Here is an 18,828-nt window from a genome sequence, read left to right as displayed (position 1 = left end):
CGCCTTTTCATTTTGCTCGAATACTTAGAATCGATAGCTCAGCGTCGCGTGTAAATCGTTAATAGACTCGTCTAATTGATAACTACGGTAACCCACACCAAGCGTCCAATGTTTGTTCAGTTTGAGTCCAGCCGCAAGACCAAAATACAGATCCGAACCGTCTTCTGAGCTCCGGAAAACTTGTGTGGCCGACTGACTTTCTAAATCGGACTCCCAAACAAACAAGCCACCATTCACACTCAGAATCCACTTTTCAGTGTCAATAAGTGCATAGCTCGCTCCGAGCGTGACCCCACTCGCAAGGATCGGCTGCAAGCCAACCAACTGCTGATAGACTTGTTCAGGATTAGTTGTAGTTGCTTGATAGGTTGCATAAGCTTCACCAAGATCAACATAGCCTAACTCAGCTGCAAATCGTTCTGTAAACGAGTAACCGATAGCAATCCCCATGGAGGTGTCACTATAATCACTATCCACCAGCGTCGCGTTGGCTGGTAATTGACTGATAAAGTCACCGTCACTGCCACCTGCTTCTGCTTGGCCAAACTGTACTCGAACCTGCCATGGATTTTGCTCATGGTGATTTGCTTGCTGATGATCACCATGTTGATGCGCCATTGCCGGTAAACTCAACAAAGCTGCAAAGCCAATTAAACTCAACTGCCGCGCTCTCACTAAACCGGTACGGACAGCTCCAAATAGAACCATTACCGCGATAATCCAAGCACTCATAGAACCGCCTTTCGAACTTGTATTGGTCACCACAATTGTCTCCACTACCTTGATTGTTATTCTCACTTCCGCTGTGGCGGTGCCACCGCGACCATCGTTTATGGTATAGCTCAGTATATCTTCACCAGCAAACTTCAATCGTGGTGTATAAGTAATTGTTTGATCTTCATTAATCTCAACCGAACCATAGTTTGCTGTAATGCTTTCTAAGGTTAGAGCATCTCCATCTGGATCGCTATCGTTACGCAAAATATTCACTTTAATAGCGGTGCGGTCATCGGTCGATGCACTGTCATCAACGGCTATAGGAGCTTGGTTCGCAACAATCTTCACAACAACCACTGCGCTTGCTACACCGCCGTTTCCATCTGAAATGCTGTAATCGATTTCAACTTCACCTGCATAGTTTTCTGGCGCAGTGTATTCAAGTTCCGAATCCGTAAGGATCGATACTTCGCCAACCGGTGCTGATGCTGAAGTGATTCGTAATGTATCCCCGTCGTCATCGCTATCATTACTGAGCGGCTCGATTTGAATCGAGCTATTCCAAGGCATCTCTACCGAATCGTTCTGAGCAATTGGCGGGTTATTCTGGGTCTTCTCGACAGCTACACCACCGACTAACAACGCAACTCGATTCGCCAACAAATCAGCATCTTCGGCGCTACCATCAGCCATTTGAACTTGTACACAATGGTGTCCTTCAGTCAGCCCTGGTTGCCACAACTCACTACCTGGAGGAGGACAGAAACCTGGCTCGCCGGCAGTACTAAACAGCGCATTAGTCTCAGTGACACTGAATGTTTGCCAACCGTTTACGGGCGATAACCAACGATAAACTGCACCGGCTGGAATTGGTTGCCGCTGTGGAATAGCAAGGCGCAATGTCTGCCCTGGCGTTTGTAATTCGGTAATCATCGCATCGAAGATACCGCCGACATTATCGTAGAACTCGTCTTCAGGGACTAATCCGTCAGCTAATTCGCGAACCATTGCCATGGCAGCGACGACATTCTCACCATCAGTGTCGTCCATAAAGACCTGCAACGCGCCCATCGCTACTTCCATCGCAATTGGACCCTTGCGAATACACAAGCTCGGCTCAGCCTCTATTGCGTACAATTCACCTTCGTTCAAACGCTCAGGAATGACATCACAAACACCGAATGGATCCAGATAATTCGGAATACCATTGTTATTGTCATCACCCCAACCATCTACGGAATCCGGCAGTAAGTTGCCGTTGGCATCACCGTCACCAAGCAGTGGTAGAGAATCACGAACATCTATGTAGATAAATTCACGACTGGAGAGTGAAGGGTCACCGTCGTCCGTGACAGTAACCGCAACCGTATAAATTCCTACCTCAATTGCTTCAGCATCGAACGTAAAGCTGTCATTGGTCACTGCAAATTCAGCTTCAAATGGAACTTCCCAATCGAGGCTCAGTCGGTCTTGCTTATTCTGATCACTCGGGAATGCAGTGACGGTTACTTGTCCTTCGTCGCGAGCAAGAACTGGACGCCGTTCACCACTTTGCACCACTGCTAGGTCAACTTCTGGCGCTATATTCCGGTCGGTAATCAGAATCGTTGAGCTACCATTTGGACCTAAGTTCATCGTCTCATCCAACTGGATGTTGAGCGTGAGGTCTTCTGTCAGTGGCTCACCTCTGTAAACTTCAAAGGTAATACTCGCCTGACGACCAGACTCAATAACAAACTCACCTTCACGTAAGCTGTGATGCCACTCTTCCGCAGTTCCGCTTAATGTGAATGGAATGACAACTGGATAGTCATGATGATCACCATTTAGATAGGCAGTAATCGTTACTTCGTCACCCGGTATGACCAACTGATCTTTACTGATTGAAATCAGTGGATTAACCCGTACACCTTGACTTGCATAACTGACATTACCGTCATAATCCTCTGCACGCCAGTACGCTAAATTGCTGCCAGGCGGGAACATGGACTCGCCATCGACCAGTGACACTGGTACCGGCCGACCGAGTCTATCGGTGGCAGATGCATTACCCAAGTTTACTCGAGTAAAAAGTGCCGTCGCATCAATGGTTTTATCTTCAGGAACCACGATAACCGGTAAGTCGTCATCTGGATTACCTTCGATAGTCAAACGAACTTGCGCGGTATCACCTTGATCACGGTCATTCTTGATGCCGTAGCCTAGATCAATAGTGCCTACGTAACCCTCAACTGCTTGGAAACGGAGATAATCATTGTTGTAGGTTGCATAACCAATGACCTGACCATTTTGAATAATTCCTTGTTCGCCCTCGCCATTTTCTATGGTGACCGTACCCAATGAGGCTGTCGCATGAGAAATAATAAGCGGACTACCGCTCGGATCTGAGTCATTCTCCATGACGTCAAATTCATAGACATCGTTAGGAGTTCGAGTGACCGTGTATTCATCATCTTCTGCAATAGGTCCAGCATCGACTGGTATCACTTCAATTTGAACCGTGTAGACGCGCGAGGTTAATTCGCTATCTGTCACGGTGTAGGTGAAACTATCCGGACCAACATAATCGAGATTTGGCTGATAATTGAAAGTCAATCCATCAACGGTGACTCGACCATTGGATGTTGCCGAAATCACTTCCAGTGATAATTCATAACCATCTTCGCCCATTACGCTCGGAACGATGTCGAGGGCAATATCTTGGTCCGTTTGAACAACTAGGTCTTGACCCACCGGAATAAAGCGATAGGTCGCGGTGACGGTCAAGTCTTCGGTGACATTATTAAATTCGACATTCCAGCCAGTATGCTTCCAGCCTTCAGGCGCTTCAACGTCCGGCGCAATTGCTGCATTGCCGTAAGCAACCGATTGAACCAATTCACCACCACCACTGCGCTCGCCACCATTTAACTCGAAGGTTACTGTGAGATTAACGGTCTCGCACTGAGCAACCACCTCAATGTCTTCGGTAATCACATCGAAGGTAGTATCCCATCCGGTAAAGGTGTGACTTGCGTGAGCGCCGTAGTCAGGTTCTGTGGCAGAACCACCATATTCAACCTGCTCTGTTGCAACCACGTCACCCTCATGACTAACGAACGTCACGGTATAGGAATTGATCTCATATTGGGCAATCACATCCATATCTTCGGTGATGTTACTAAAGTCTGTTGGTGACCATCCGGTGAAGGTGTAGCCTTCGCGCTCTGGTTCAGACGGTGCTGTTGCCGCTGCTCCATAAGTGACGGTCTCAGTTTTCAATACGGTTTCGTCATGGTCAAGGAAGCGCACCGTCAACTGAATATCATCGTATTGCGCGTCAACAGTGATATCTGCAGTGACATTAGTGAAATCCAGACTCCATTCAGTGAATACTTTACCCTCAGGAGAATCGAATTCTGGCGCAACAGCATCCGCACTATATTCAACCGTCTGAACCAGCTCGCCACCACCGGTACGCTCGCCACCATTCAAGTTGAACGTGACGGTATAGGTGTTGATCTCGTATTGAGCAACAATCGTGATATCAGCGGTTATCTCTGAATATTCAACTGACCAGCCAGTAAAGGTATACCCTTCACGAGTTGGTTCTTCTGGGGCTGACGCACCACTGCCATGTTCAACCGTTTCGACCTTGAGTTCAGTACCATCGTGATCTTCGAACGTGACGGTATAACTGTTAATACTGTACTGAGCACTGACATCGGTATCCGTGGTGATATTACTAAAATCAGCGGGTGACCAGCCAGTGAATGCATAACCGTTTCGTTCCGGGCTTGCTGGAGCTGTTGCTGCCGTCCCGTACAGAACTGTCTCTGTCTTCAATACCGCTTCGTCGTGATCGAGGAACCGAACGGTTAATCTGATATCGTCATACTGTGCCTCAATCGTCACATCGCCTGTGATGTTTGAGAATTCAATGCTCCATCCAGAGAATGTTTTACCTTCCGGAACTTCGAACTCTGGAGCTGTTGCACCTGAGCCATGCTCGATAGTCTGTGTCAGCTCGCCACCACCGGTGCGCGTGCCACCATTCAGGTTAAACGTCACGGTGTATTCGTTGATATCGTATTCAGCTGTGACTGTGAGGTCCGCAGTCACACTAGTGAATGTCGCATCCCAACCAGTGAAGGTATAACCGGTACGCGTCGGATCTGCTGGTGCTGTCGCGTCACTACCATGCGCAACCGTTTCGACTTTGAGCTCAGTTGCGTCGTGGTCGACAAACGTCACCGTATAGTCATTGATTTCATACTGCGCTGTAACATCGGTCGCAGTTGTGATGTTGCTAAAGTCTGCTGGTGACCAACCGGTGAAGGTGTAACCCGTGCGAGTTGGATCTGCTGGAGCGGTTGCGCCGGTTCCGTAAATCACCGTCTCGGTCTTCAGGACGTTTCCATCATGGTCCAAGAAGCGCACTGTATTCGTGATGTCGTCATAGAGGGCATCGACTATGAGATTGGATGTCACATTATCAAACGTGGTGCTCCAACCTGTGAAGGTCTCGCCCGCAGGCTCATCAAAGACCGGTACGGTAGCAGCAGCGCCATGGTTGACAGTCTGCGTCAGCTCGCCACCACCGGTGCGCGTGCCACCGTTCAAGTTAAACGTCACGGTGTATTCGTTGATGTCGTATTCAGCTGTGACTGTGAGATCCGCAGTCACATTGGTGAATGTGGTATCCCAGCCGATAAAGGTGTAACCGGTGCGAGTTGGATCCGTTGGCGCTGTTGCATCACTGCTATGCTCGACCGTTTCGACTTTCAGTTCAGTCGCATCATGGTCGACAAAGGTCACCGTATATTCGTTGATTTCATACTGCGCGGTGACATCCGTATCGCTAGTGATATTCGAGTAATCCGCAGGTGACCAACCAGTGAATGTGTAGCCCGTGCGCGTTGGATCCGTTGGAGCTGTCGCGCCACTACCGAACGTCACCGTCTCTGTCTTCAGCACGTCACCGTCGTGGTCGAGGAAGCGAACGGTATTCGTTACTTCGTCATAAAGCGCATTCACCGTTAAGTCTGAGGTCACGTTATCAAACGCGACCGACCAGGCCGTAAACGTCTCACCCGCAGGCTCATCGAATGTTGGTGCTATTGCCGCTGAACCATGATTGACGGTTTGCGTGAGATCACCACCACCAGTGCGCGTGCCACCATTTAGGTTGAACGTGACCTTGTAGGTATTGATCTCATATTCGGCGGTGACGGTGATATCTGATGTGACTGCCGTAAAGGTGACATCCCAACCGGTGAAGGTGTAGCCGGTACGTGTTGGATCTGCCGGAGCTGTCGCCGCCGTGTTGTAATCCACAGTATCAGTAGCTAATTCGCCACCATCGTAATCTTCGAAGGTCACCGTGTACTGGTTAATATCGTACTGCGCAGTGACATCCGTATCGGTGGTGATGTTGCTGTAATCCGCTGGCGTCCAGCCAGTGAACGTGTAGCCTGTGCGAGTCGGATCGGCGGGAGCTGTGGCACCACTGCCGAACGTCACCGTCTCTGTTTTCAGGACGCCGCCATCATAGTCGAGGAAGCGGACCGTATTGGTCACGTCGTCATAAAGGGCGTTGACGGTTAAATCTGAGGTCACGTTATCGAACGTGGTACTCCAACCAGTAAACGTCTCGCCCGCTGGCTCATCGAATGTCGGTGCTGTTGCCGCTGAGCCATGATTCACGGTCTGCGCGAGATCACCACCACCCGTGCGCGTGCCACCATTTAAGTTAAACGTCACGGTATAAGTGTTGATCTCATACTCAGCCGTCACGGTGATGTCGCCAGTTACATTCGTGAACGACGTATCCCAGCCAGTGAATGTGTAACCGGTACGCGTTGGATCCGCTGGCGCTGTTGCATCACTGCTATGCTCGACCGTTTCGACTTTCAGTTCAGTCGCATCATGGTCGACAAAGGTCACTGTATATTCGTTGATTTCATACTGCGCTGTAACATCAGTCGCGGTGGTGATGTTGCTGAAGTCCGCAGGTGACCAGCCGGTGAAGGTGTAACCTGTGCGTGATGGATCAGCAGGAGCTGTAGCGCCGCTGCCGTAAGTCACCGACTCGGTCTTCAATACCTCAGCATCATGGTCGAGAAAGCGAACGGTCAGCGTTACATCATCATAAAGCGCATTGACGGTCAGATCGGAAGTGACGTTATCAAATGTTGTGTTCCAACCGGTAAATGTCTCGCCCGCTGGCTCATCGAAAGTAGGCGCAGTCGCAGCAGAGCCATGATTGACGGTCTGTGTGAGATCACCACCACCTGTGCGCGTGCCTCCATTTAAGTTGAACGTCACGGTATAAGTGTTGATATCGTATTCAGCGGTGACCGTGATATCCGCAGTTACATTGGTGAACGACGTATCCCAACCCGTGAAAGTGTAACCGGTACGTGTCGGATCTGCAGGCGCCGTCGCCGCGGTATTGTAATCGACGGTATCGGTGCCCAGTTCGCTGCTATCGAAATCTTCGAAAGTGACCGTATATTGGTTAATTGAGTACTGTGCCGTCACGTCCGTATCGGTGGTGATATTCGAATAATCTGCCGGCGACCAGCCTGTGAAGGTATAGCCAGTGCGCGTCGGATCGGCTGGAGCTGTTGCGCCCGAACCATAAGTAACCGATTCAGTCTTCAGAACTTCTGCATCGTGATCCAGGAAGCGAACTGTCAGCGTTACATCGTCATAAAGTGCATTCACCGTAAGGTCGGAAGTCACGTTATCGAACGTGGTGCTCCAACTAGTAAACGTCTCGCCCGCTGGCTCATCAAAGACCGGTGCAGTCGCCGCCGAGCCATGATTCACGGTTTGAGTGAGCTCACCACCACCGGTTCGCGTGCCACCGTTTAAGTTGAACGTAACCGTATAGGTATTGATCTCGTACTCAGCCGTGACTGTGATATCGGCCGTCACATTCGTGAATGAGATATCCCAGCCCGTGAAGGTATAACCGGTCCGTGTTGGATCTGCCGGAGCCGTGGCTGCGGTATTGTAATCCACGGTATCGGTACCTAGCTCAGTACCATCGTAATCTTCGAAGGTGACCGTGTATTGATTGATTGAATACTGCGCAGTGACATCGGTATCCGTTGTGATGTTGCTGTAATCTGCCGGCGACCAATCGGTGAAGGTATAACCGGTCCGAATTGGATCGGCCGGAGCGGTTGCGCCGCTGCCGTAAGTCACCGTTTCTGTTTTCAAGACGTCGCCATCGTAGTCCAAGAAGCGAATGGTTAACGTCACATCATCGTAAAGCGCATTGACGGTTAAATCTGACGTCACGTTATTAAACGTCGTGCTCCAACCAGTAAAAGTCTCGCCCGCAGGCTCATCAAAGACTGGTGAGGTTGCCGCCGAGCCATGATTCACAGTCTGCGTGAGATCACCACCACCAGTGCGTGTGCCACCATTCAAGTTAAACGTCACGGTATAGGTGTTGATTTCATACTCAGCGGTGACGGTGATGTCGCCAGTTACATTTGTGAACGACGTATCCCAGCCCGTAAAGGTGTAGCCAGTACGTGTTGGATCTGCCGGTGCTGTCGCCGCGGTATTGTAATCGACGGTATCCGTACCGAGTTCGCTGCCATCAAAGTCTTCAAACGTGACGGTGTACTGATTGATATCGTACTGAGCGGTGACGTCCGTATCGGTCGTGATATTGCTGTAGTCTGATGGCGACCAGCCTGTGAAGGTATAGCCAGTGCGCGTCGGATCGGCTGGAGCGGTTGCGCCCGAACCATAAGTAACCGATTCAGTCTTCAGAACTTCAGCATCGTGACCCAGGAAACGGACAGTCAGCATGACATCATCATATTGGGCATTGACGGTTAAGTCTGACGTGACGTTATCAAACGTCGTGCTCCAACCGGTAAAGGTCTCGCCCGCAGGCCCATCAAAGACTGGTGCGGTTGCCGCCGAGCCATGATTCACCGTTTGTATCAGCTCACCACCCCCGGTACGCGTGCCACCGTTCAGATTGAACGTCACGGTATATGTGTTGATCTCGTACTCGGCAGTCACTGTGATATCAGCAGTCACATTGGTGAATGCGGTATCCCAGCCCGTAAAGGTATAACCGGTACGTGTGGGATCGGCCGGTGCTATCGCCGCAGTATTGTAATCAACCGTATCCGTTCCTAACTCCGAGCCATCAAAGTCTTCAAACGTGACCGTATACTGATTGATCGAATACTGCGCTGTGACATCGGTATCCGTGGTGATATTCGAATAATCTCCAGGCGACCAACCCGTGAACGTGTAACCTGTGCGAGTTGGATCGGCTGGAGCTGTCGCGCCCGTACCGTAAGTCACCGTCTCTGTTTTCAGAACATCGCCGTCGTGGTCGAGGAAGCGAACCGTCAGCGTCACATCGTCATATTGAGCATTGACGGTTAAGTCAGATGTCACGTTATCGAACGTGGTACTCCAACCCGTGAAGGTCTCGCCGGCTGGCTCATCAAAGACCGGTGCCGTAGCAGCAGCGCCATGATTGACGGTCTGCGTCAGCTCACCGCCACCGGTGCGCGTGCCGCCATTTAAGTTAAACGTCACGGTATAAGTGTTGATCTCATACTCAGCCGTGACGGTGATATTTGATGTGACTGCAGTGAAGGTGACGTCCCAACCGGTAAAGGTGTATCCCGTCCGTGTTGGATCAGCAGGCGCCGTCGCCGCAGTATTGTAATCGACGGTATCCGTGCCCAGTTCGCTGCCATCAAAGTCTTCAAACGTGACGGTGTACTGATTGATATCGTACTGTGCGGTGACATCCGTATCGGTGGTGATATTCGAATAATCTGACGGCGACCAACCCGTGAAGGTGTAGCCAGTGCGCGTCGGATCCGCCGGAGCGGTTACGCCCGAACCATAGGTGACCGACTCAGTCTTCAGAACTTCAGCATCGTGATCCAGGAAACGGACAGTCAGCGTGACATCGTCGTAAAGTGCGTTCACCGTAAGGTCGGACGTCACGTTATCGAACGTGGTACTCCAACCCGTGAAGGTTTCGCCCGCTGGCTCATCAAAATCTGGAGCCGTAGCAGCAGCGCCATGATTCACAGTTTGCGTGAGATCACCACCACCAGTGCGCGTGCCACCATTTAAGTTAAATGTCACAGAATAAGTGTTGATTTCATACTCAGCGGTGACGGTGATGTCGCCAGTTACATTTGTGAACGACGTATCCCAGCCCGTGAAGGTGTAACCGGTACGCGTTGGATCTGCTGGTGCTGTCGCCGCAGTATTGTAATCAACCGTATCCGTTCCTAACTCAGAGCCATCAAAGTCTTCGAAGGTAACTGTATACTGATTGATATCGTATTCGGCTGTGACCGTGATATCTGATGTGACTGCTGTAAAGGTGACATCCCAACCCGTAAAGGTATAACCGGTCCGTGTTGGATCCGCAGGAGCCGTAGCTGCGGTATTGTAATCGACGGTATCGGTGCCTAGCTCAGTACCGTCGTAATCTTCGAAAGTAACCGTGTATTGATTAATATCGTACTGCGCGGTGATATCCGTATCGGTGGTGATATTCGAGTAATCTGCAGGCGACCAACCGGTGAAGGTGTATCCAGTACGCGTCGGATCGGCTGGAGCGGTTGCACCCGAACCATAAGTAACCGATTCAGTCTTCAGAACTTCAGCATCATGATCTAGGAAGCGAACGGTCAGCGTCACATCGTCGTAAAGTGCGTTCACCGTCAGATCTGAAGTAACGTTCGTGAACGTCGCACTCCAACCGGTAAAGGTCTCGCCCGCAGGCTCATCAAAGACTGGTGCCGTAGCAGCAGCGCCATGATTCACCGTCTGCGTCAGCTCACCGCCACCGGTGCGCGTGCCACCGTTTAAGTTGAACGTAACCGTATAGGTATTGATCTCGTACTCAGCCGTGACTGTGATATCCCCAGTTACATTGGTAAACGAGGTATCCCAACCAGTGAAGGTGTAACCGGTCCGTGTTGGATCGGCCGGCGCCGTCGCCGCGGTATTGTAATCAACCGTATCGGTTCCTAACTCAGTACCATTGTAATCTTCGAAGGTGACCGTGTATTGATTGATATCGTACTGCGCGGTGACATCGGTATCGCTCGTGATATTCGAGTAATCCGCAGGTGACCAACCGGTGAAGGTGTATCCAGTACGCGTCGGATCGGCTGGAGCGGTTGCACCCGAACCATAAGTAACCGATTCAGTCTTCAGAACTTCAGCATCATGATCTAGGAAGCGAACGGTCAGCGTCACATCGTCGTAAAGTGCGTTCACCGTCAGATCTGAAGTAACGTTCGTGAACGTCGCACTCCAACCGGTAAAGGTCTCGCCCGCAGGCTCATCAAAGACTGGTGCCGTAGCAGCAGCGCCATGATTGACGGTCTGAGTCAGCTCACCACCACCGGTGCGTGTTCCACCATTGAGGTTAAACGTCACGGTGTATTCGTTAACATCATATTCGGCTGTGACCGTGATATCAGCAGTCACATTGGTGAATGCGGTATCCCAACCCGTGAAGGTGTAACCGGTTCGTGTTGGATCTGCAGGTGCTGTCGCATCACTACCATGCTCAACCGTCTCGACTTTGAGCTCAGTTGCGTCGTGATCGACGAAGGTCACTGTGTATTCATTGATCGAATACTGCGCGGTGATATCCGTATCGGTGGTGATATTCGAATAATCTGAAGGCGACCAACCCGCGAAGGTATAGCCAGTGCGCGTCGGATCGGCTGGAGCGGTTGCGCCCGAACCATAAGTAACCGATTCAGTCTTCAGAACTTCAGCATCGTGATCCAGGAAGCGAACGGTCAGCGTCACATCGTCGTAAAGTGCGTTCACCGTCAGATCTGAAGTCACGTTCGTGAACGTCGTGCTCCAACCAGTAAAGGTCTCGCCTGAAGGCTCATCAAAGACCGGTGCAGTCGCCGCCGAGCCATGATTGACAGTCTGCGTCAGCTCACCGCCACCCGTGCGTGTACCACCGTTCAGGTTGAACGTCACGGTATATTGTTTAATCGAGTACTCAGCCGTGACGGTAATGTCGGCCGTCACATTGGTGAATGTGACATCCCAACCGGTAAAGGTATAACCGATGCGCGTTGGATCAGCTGGAGCCGTTGCCGCGGAGTCGTAATCCACGGTATCAGTACCCAGTTCGCTACCATCGAAGTCTTCGAAAGTGACCGTGTATTGGTTAATTGAATACTGTGCGGTGACGTCCGTATCGGTGGTGATATTGCTGTAATCTGCAGGCGACCAGCCGCTGAATGTGTAGCCAGTTCGTGATGGATCAGTCGGAGCTGTGGCTCCGCTTCCATAAACGACCGATTCAGTCTTCAGAACTTCAGCATCGTGATCCAGGAAGCGAACGGTCAGCGTCACATCGTCGTAAAGTGCGTTCACCGTCAGATCTGAAGTCACGTTCGTGAACGTCGTGCTCCAACCAGTAAAGGTCTCGCCCGCAGGCTCATCAAAGACCGGTGCAGTCGCCGCCGAGCCATGATTGACAGTCTGCGTCAGCTCACCGCCACCGGTGCGTGTACCACCGTTCAGGTTGAACGTCACGGTATATTGTTTAATCGAGTACTCAGCCGTGACGGTGATATTAGACGTCACGTTGGTAAACGAGGTATCCCAGCCCGTGAAGGTGTAACCGGTACGTGATGGAGCCGAAGGAGCGGTGGCTGCGGTATTGTAATCAACGGTATCTGTACCTAGCGCTGAGCCATCAAAGTCTTCGAAAGCGACCGTGTATTGATTAATTGAATACTGCGCGGTGATATCTGTATTTTCAGTAATTGAGGAATAATCGGAGGGGTTCCATCCAGTAAAAGCGTAACCGGTGCGCGACGGAGAACCTGGCGCAGTTGCAGCGCCACCCCAATTCACGGTTTCTGATTTAAGTACCGTACCATCCCAATCAAGGAATCGAACCGTGTACTGAATTACCGCATACTGAGCCGTCACAGTAAGGTCAGAAGTCACATTGGTAAACCCAACGTCCCATCCTGAAAAAGTAGAGCCTGCTGGAGCGTTCACCGTGGGTGCCGTAGCATCTGAGCCGTGGTCAATCGTTTGAACTAACGCACCGCCACCCGTTCGCTCACCCGCACCAACATCGAATGTAACCGTATAAGTATTGAGCGTGTACGTCGCAGTTACGGTCAGATCACTAGTTACCGCAGAGAAATCGGTGTCCCAACCCGCAAAGGTATATCCCACTCGCGCCGGTGGAGTTGGTGCTGTCGCAGCGTCTCCATGATTCACTGTATCGTCAGCAATAAACTGATTCAGATGATCATTAAAGGTAACGGTGTAAGTGATAACTTCTTCGTCGTATCCCTTGGTATCGGTATAACTTCCGCCAGCGGCAACAGAAATCGGCTGGTCATTCGTACCGAAGACTAGGTTCCACGAATTATTTAAGTCACCCGTTCCTGGCACCGCTCGGACAAACCATTCACCTGTTGGAACGGTTATCTGATACTCGCCGTTATCGTCGGTGTAGGTGATTCGACAGTCGGTCGCATACACATTCGAACAGTCTGCACCGTCCTGATAAATTTCCATTTTTACGCTGGATAACAACGTATCCGTTTCTGCATCAAACGATGATGCCGTGCCGTTACGTTTATAAACAAATCCGCTAATTGAACCCTGATCAGCTCCTACTACGCTGACATCTTCAGTGGTTTTTGTGAGTCCATCGAAGTCTGTTAAACCGACACTTGACGGCACAGTTGTTTGAATTAAGTTCTGATAAGTTCCAGCACCGACATCACTCGATACCTCAACTGTAAATGCAATGACCAAGCTATCCGCAGCTGGAACCGTTAGCCCAGACCAGGAAGGGACATTGAAACTGGTATCGCTGCCATCGAAAGAAGGCTCACTAGCAACGCCATCAATTGTTGCCGAGCCTGCTTTATAGGAAAATCCTGATGCTAAAGTATCAACTACCGCGACAGATCCAACGGCGCTACCTAAACTGTTTGATAGAGTAATTTGGTAAGCAATTTCATCCCCAGCAAAAATTGGACTACCTGTTGAAGTTTTTTCTACTGTGATACCACCAAACGCTATAGTTGCTTGATCGGTCGCATCAGTAGCGGCCACTTCACTTAAGGTTACGTCTACGGTTTGTGCTCCAGAGGCGCCAGATGAGAAGAGAATTAGCTGAGCGGTTCCGCCTTCATCTGCCTCTAAAGTACCCAATGCCCAAGTAATTGAACCGGTATTATTTACTCCAGGATCAGAGGTTGCCGCAGGCGAGGCAGAATAGAAGGTTAACCCTACGGGTAAATCAACAACCAGCTCTGCACTCGTAGCTAATGTATTTCCCGTATTGCGATAATTCACATCCGCCGTAACAGCACCATAAATCTCTTCATCGGCTGTAACCGTCACCGAGCTATTTAAGGTGATTGAATTACTATTGAGCGCAACAATTCGACGAATTTCTCCTGAACCGGTGAACTTCACGTATTGGCCAATTAAGAAATGAACGGTGCGGTCAACGTTGATAACAGTTCCTGTGGTTGTCGACTTTACAATCGCCGCTGGCACTGCGGAAGATCCATCGAGCGCAATATCGACACCCAAAATGGGTGCTGCACTTGCGGTCACACTGTTAGTAGCTGTTTGCTGACCGGCATTCGCGGCACTAATTTTTGTATTGCTGGTAATCGTGGTCGTTCCAGCCGGAATCTCGCCGATGGTGGCTGAATAGCTCAAATTAATTGTTGCAGCAGGTTCCAAAGAGCTTGCGGTAACTATGATTCGATTATTGGCATAGTCGATCAAAGCGGTACCGCCTGATACGGTCAAATCGCTCGCCAATGACAGGTAATTTGCTAATGGAATCGTAGCTCGCACATCGGTAGCGGTCGCATTTCCGTCATTCTCAATAACCAGCGAATAGTTGACTGTGTCGCCGGGCTCTAGACCAGTGCTCGGGGTAGCAGTGAAGTCTGCTACCAAAGATGGATTGCCGCTAACGCTAAGTTGAATCGTGTTCGCCGCCGCTGTGATACTGCCATCGGCAGTAGCGTCTGCGGTATGGCTCAATAATGAAATGCCCGCCGGCAAATTAGTACCATTCAGCTCAGCGCTAAAGGTCAGATCTTGATCGGTACCCGCTGCTATTAAAGCGATAGTCCAAGACAGCTCATTCCCGCTAACGGAACAGCCTGTACAACTGACATAATCAAAATAATCTGCGACTGGTAATGTAGAGGTCACCACCACATTTTCTAATGTAGTATTCCCTGTATTCACAGCTTTAATCGTGTAATTGACAGTCTCTACTGGAACAATAAATGTCGAGCTAGCTGCAATGCTGAGTGATAGCTCTGGATTCGGTGTTTCCCCGCCGCCACCGCCAGCTGCAATCACTGAAGTTTGAGCAGTTGTTCCAATCGAAGGCGTGTCATCACTCACAATTGAGGCGGTGAAATCGAGCGTATCATTCTCCGCTGACCCTGATGGTGCAGAACCTCTCAGGTATAGGGTTCCGCTTGCACCCGAGCCTACCGTTGCAATCGTCGCAAATTGGTGTGAGGTTGCGCCTGAACATGCAGACCAAGTGGTTCCATCAGTTGACGCTTCGCAAGCCGTCATGCCGACCGGCAAACTAGCCGAGACAATGGCATTGGCAGCGGGATCATTACCGGTATTCGCATAATCGATCGAATAAGTCAGTGTTTCTGTTGAACCGGCCTCGATTTCATCGGGCTCGACGGCTGCGGAAATAATAAGTGAAGCTGGATTTTGTGTACAGATGACCGCATTCGAGTTGGTTGGTACACTCGCTACTAGACCGCCAAACTGCAGCGTTACATCGCGCGTTTGATTAGCATTACTAGAACGAGCCAAATAGACAAATTCGATGCGTGCATCTTTGGGTATCGTGAAAGCACCGCTAGCAAATGTTAGCGGTACGGTTACATCTGAAGAGTCACTTCCTTGGCGAGTCACTGTTCCGCTCGCCAACTCAGCACCGCGCGATGTCGTGTATAAATAGGCTTTCACAGTAACGATAACACCACCGCCACTCGGTCGCTGAATAGACATATTTGAATCAATAGTCCCGTTAATCTCTAACGAAGTAACTGCGGCGGGATCTTGCACATATGATGCGATTTCAGTATCCGTGCCACCAACTGTTATCGGAATCTCTGTAACGGTCCCATTTGGGGCAGCGGCAAGTGCTTCAGCAATATAAACATTGCCCGGATTCGCGTTAAATTTAGTGCCGGTATAGTGATAGGTATTACAGGTATTCCCTGTAACGCCGACAAAACTTGAATTAGAGCTAACTGGAGCCGCCGCGTTCGTCCAATCTATTGACGCGCTATTGACGAATGGGTTTGCGCCAACATAAGGATCAGGAGCGCTCACAGTAAGTGTCACAAACCCCGTTGCTCCAGCATTGACCGTACCAATGGACCACGTCACATCTCCACTACTAAATACCCCACTGGAAGAGGAACTTACGTAAGTCACACCAATTGGCAACGTGTCCGTGATGACGACGTTTTCAGCTGCAGCCGTCCCAACGTTCTCATACGCCAACGTGTAGGTCACTGTGCTACCCGGAGTCACGGTGACCGCGTTGGCGGTCTTAGTGACCCGCATATCCGGCTCACCCGCAATCTGGTAGCCCGATACCGACACTTTTCGTGAAGCTGACTTCGTAACCTCTGACGTATCCGGCGCAATAGCCGCGAGTTCCGCTGTTACATTTAGTGATGAGCTTGTCCACAACTCAGGAACGGTAATCACGACAATGACTGAACCCGAGTCATAACTACCCAAGTCTGGTAAACCGAACGTAACTGTATTGGAACTTTCCGAGCAGGCATCACCGCCTGAACAACTTACATAGGTGACACCTGCAGGCAATACAAATTCAAGCGTCGGATCTTGCAAAACCAATGAAGAGTCATTGCTGTACTGAATGGTGTAGGTCAGCTGTGACGAGCCATTCGCCACAATAGAGTACGAACTCGGCAATATGTCTAATGAGAGGCGCACACCATCCACATTCAGTGCGACAGGCTCACTTTCCAGCAGTCCAAAGCTGGACACGGTTGATACGCTCGAGTTGTACTGTCCAGCCGTTGATGTCGCTGAAGCACTGAAGTCAAGGGTAGCCGTTGTGCCAGCAGCCAACGACGAAGTATTTGCCCAAGTGAGTTGATTACCGACAACAGTCGGCTCAGTAGATGGTAGACCGCCGGTTCCGACTGATGATGCTGCGGTATAGGTGAAGCCTGGCGGTAATTCGACCACAATATCATCAAGGTCGACCGAGATATTGGTCGGGGGATTGGTAATTGTGACGGTGAAATCTGTACTTTCGCCTGCAGCGAGTTCACTTTTCGAGGTGCTATACTCTATTGCGGGTGACACACCACAAGCGTTGATAGCTGTACTTATTAAGAAAATTTGTTGTTCACTGACGGCGGGGTTGGCATACCAATTCTCAGATGCACTTGGCGTAATACCAGGCGAATGGTGAGGAAAAACGGCTTGTTGTCCAGTGACCCACGAACCATCAATATAGATTTTGTTTGCAGCATCACCCGTTAGATACGAAAAAGTTCGGTTATCGACACCGGACGGAGTCATGCCTGTATCGACGACGCTATTGTCATCGACCGCTTGCGCGCCAATTAAGTACCGACCTTTCGGGAGCGATGTTGAATCCCAACTCGCCTCCCATAAGTTCTGACTGCCTTCAGCTAGCGCTGCTGACTGTGGAACCTTTACCCACTCACCATCAGGTTCATCGGCTTCACCGTTCGAATTTTGATCATACCAATAATAAAAATCTACACCTTTAACCGATGGTACGACTTCGCCGTTCTGCAGTGCTAATGCGTCTTGAACAATAGCTTCAAGCTCGAAGCTTCCGGGACAGGTGAGCGGTGCATCTGCATTGAGACTTTTTATAATCGGTTGAGAGTAAGATTCTTCTTGGTTAAACGAGATATAGTCACCGAAAGGTGCTGGTTTCGCGCTATTTGCAGTCCAGTTATTGCTAATTGCGCAATCCTTTTGGAATGGGTTATTCAGACTATTTGCAGTACAAAACAGCATCGCGATTGGGGTTTCGCGAGTGATTTTTGGACCACCTTCAGCCGATGCATCTAACATTGATACCGGAATTTGGTAATCCACAAAGTACTCATTACACGAACTGGTACTAACTAACTTGGCGCGAGTAGAACCGTAGTCCCATTCGGTCTCGCCTGAGCCATTTGGCCAAGACTCGCTCGGAGTATTGTTTCCGTTAAAGTTCATGACCTTGCCGGTTGGCCCTACAAAGGCTGTAGGGTTGTGGGCGAGTTCGATGACGCTTGGGTCATTCACATAATCTAGGCTGTGGTTGTTGTTCTTACTCCAGATACCAACCAACTTGTCGATGGACGTGCTTGGAGAGCCAGACGAGCCATCTAAATGTGCAGCTAGTGAGGTGTAGCCGGTTCCATCTACATCAAACAGGACGCTCCAAAGCGCAGATGACCAAGGATCGCTCGATCCGTAACTTCCAGTATTGGGTCCTGTTGCATAAGTATTCGGTGCAGACTCGACACGCCAACGAAACATAACGACGTCTTGTTCAGGAGTCGGACCTTGGTGAAGGTAGTAATAAATACTCGGTAAATCACCATCTGAACAGGACGACGAGACGTTAACATAAGACTGCGGAGACGTGCCGCCATTGGAAGGATCCTTGTTTCGTAGATCGTTCATGCTGTTTTGGAAACGAGTATAAGGTTTCCAATCACCACAATTATCACCGCAACTTTGTGGATTGGCTGGCTCATCCGGCCATGCCACAGGACTGAAATGCACAGCAGCGCCCGAGCCATTATCCCAGTTCGGTGGGAATGGATCGGCGCTTACGTGAACGGTGGAACCAACAAGTGCGAGAGCAGCTGTTGTTTTTATTATTGTTTTCAGCACATTTCAGGATCTTTTTTGCTATACATTGTAAATACCGAGTAAAGATATCGGTGAGAAATTGACCCGTCAACGTTATACCTAAAGTTATGCTGTATATGACAATATATATTAATTGTTAATAGAAGTGTTGCTGCATAT

1 protein-coding gene is annotated in these 18,828 nt (G+C 50.1%); it reads right to left on the bottom strand.

All coding sequences use genetic code 11. The features are described from left to right. Positions 1 to 24 precede the first annotated feature (24 nt). Positions 25 to 18,690: an InlB B-repeat-containing protein gene (locus tag CWE22_RS11285; RefSeq protein ID WP_169931594.1), complete on the bottom strand. Its 18,666-nt coding sequence runs from the start codon at positions 18,688 to 18,690 to the stop codon at positions 25 to 27. Between the last annotated feature and the right edge of the window lie 138 nt (positions 18,691 to 18,828).

Source organism: Pseudidiomarina aestuarii (assembly GCF_003987355.1).
GTDB classification, from domain to species: Bacteria; Pseudomonadota; Gammaproteobacteria; order Enterobacterales; family Alteromonadaceae; genus Pseudidiomarina; species Pseudidiomarina aestuarii.
Note: the sequence above shows the minus strand (reverse complement) of the source record. Positions and strands in the feature narration are given on the sequence as shown.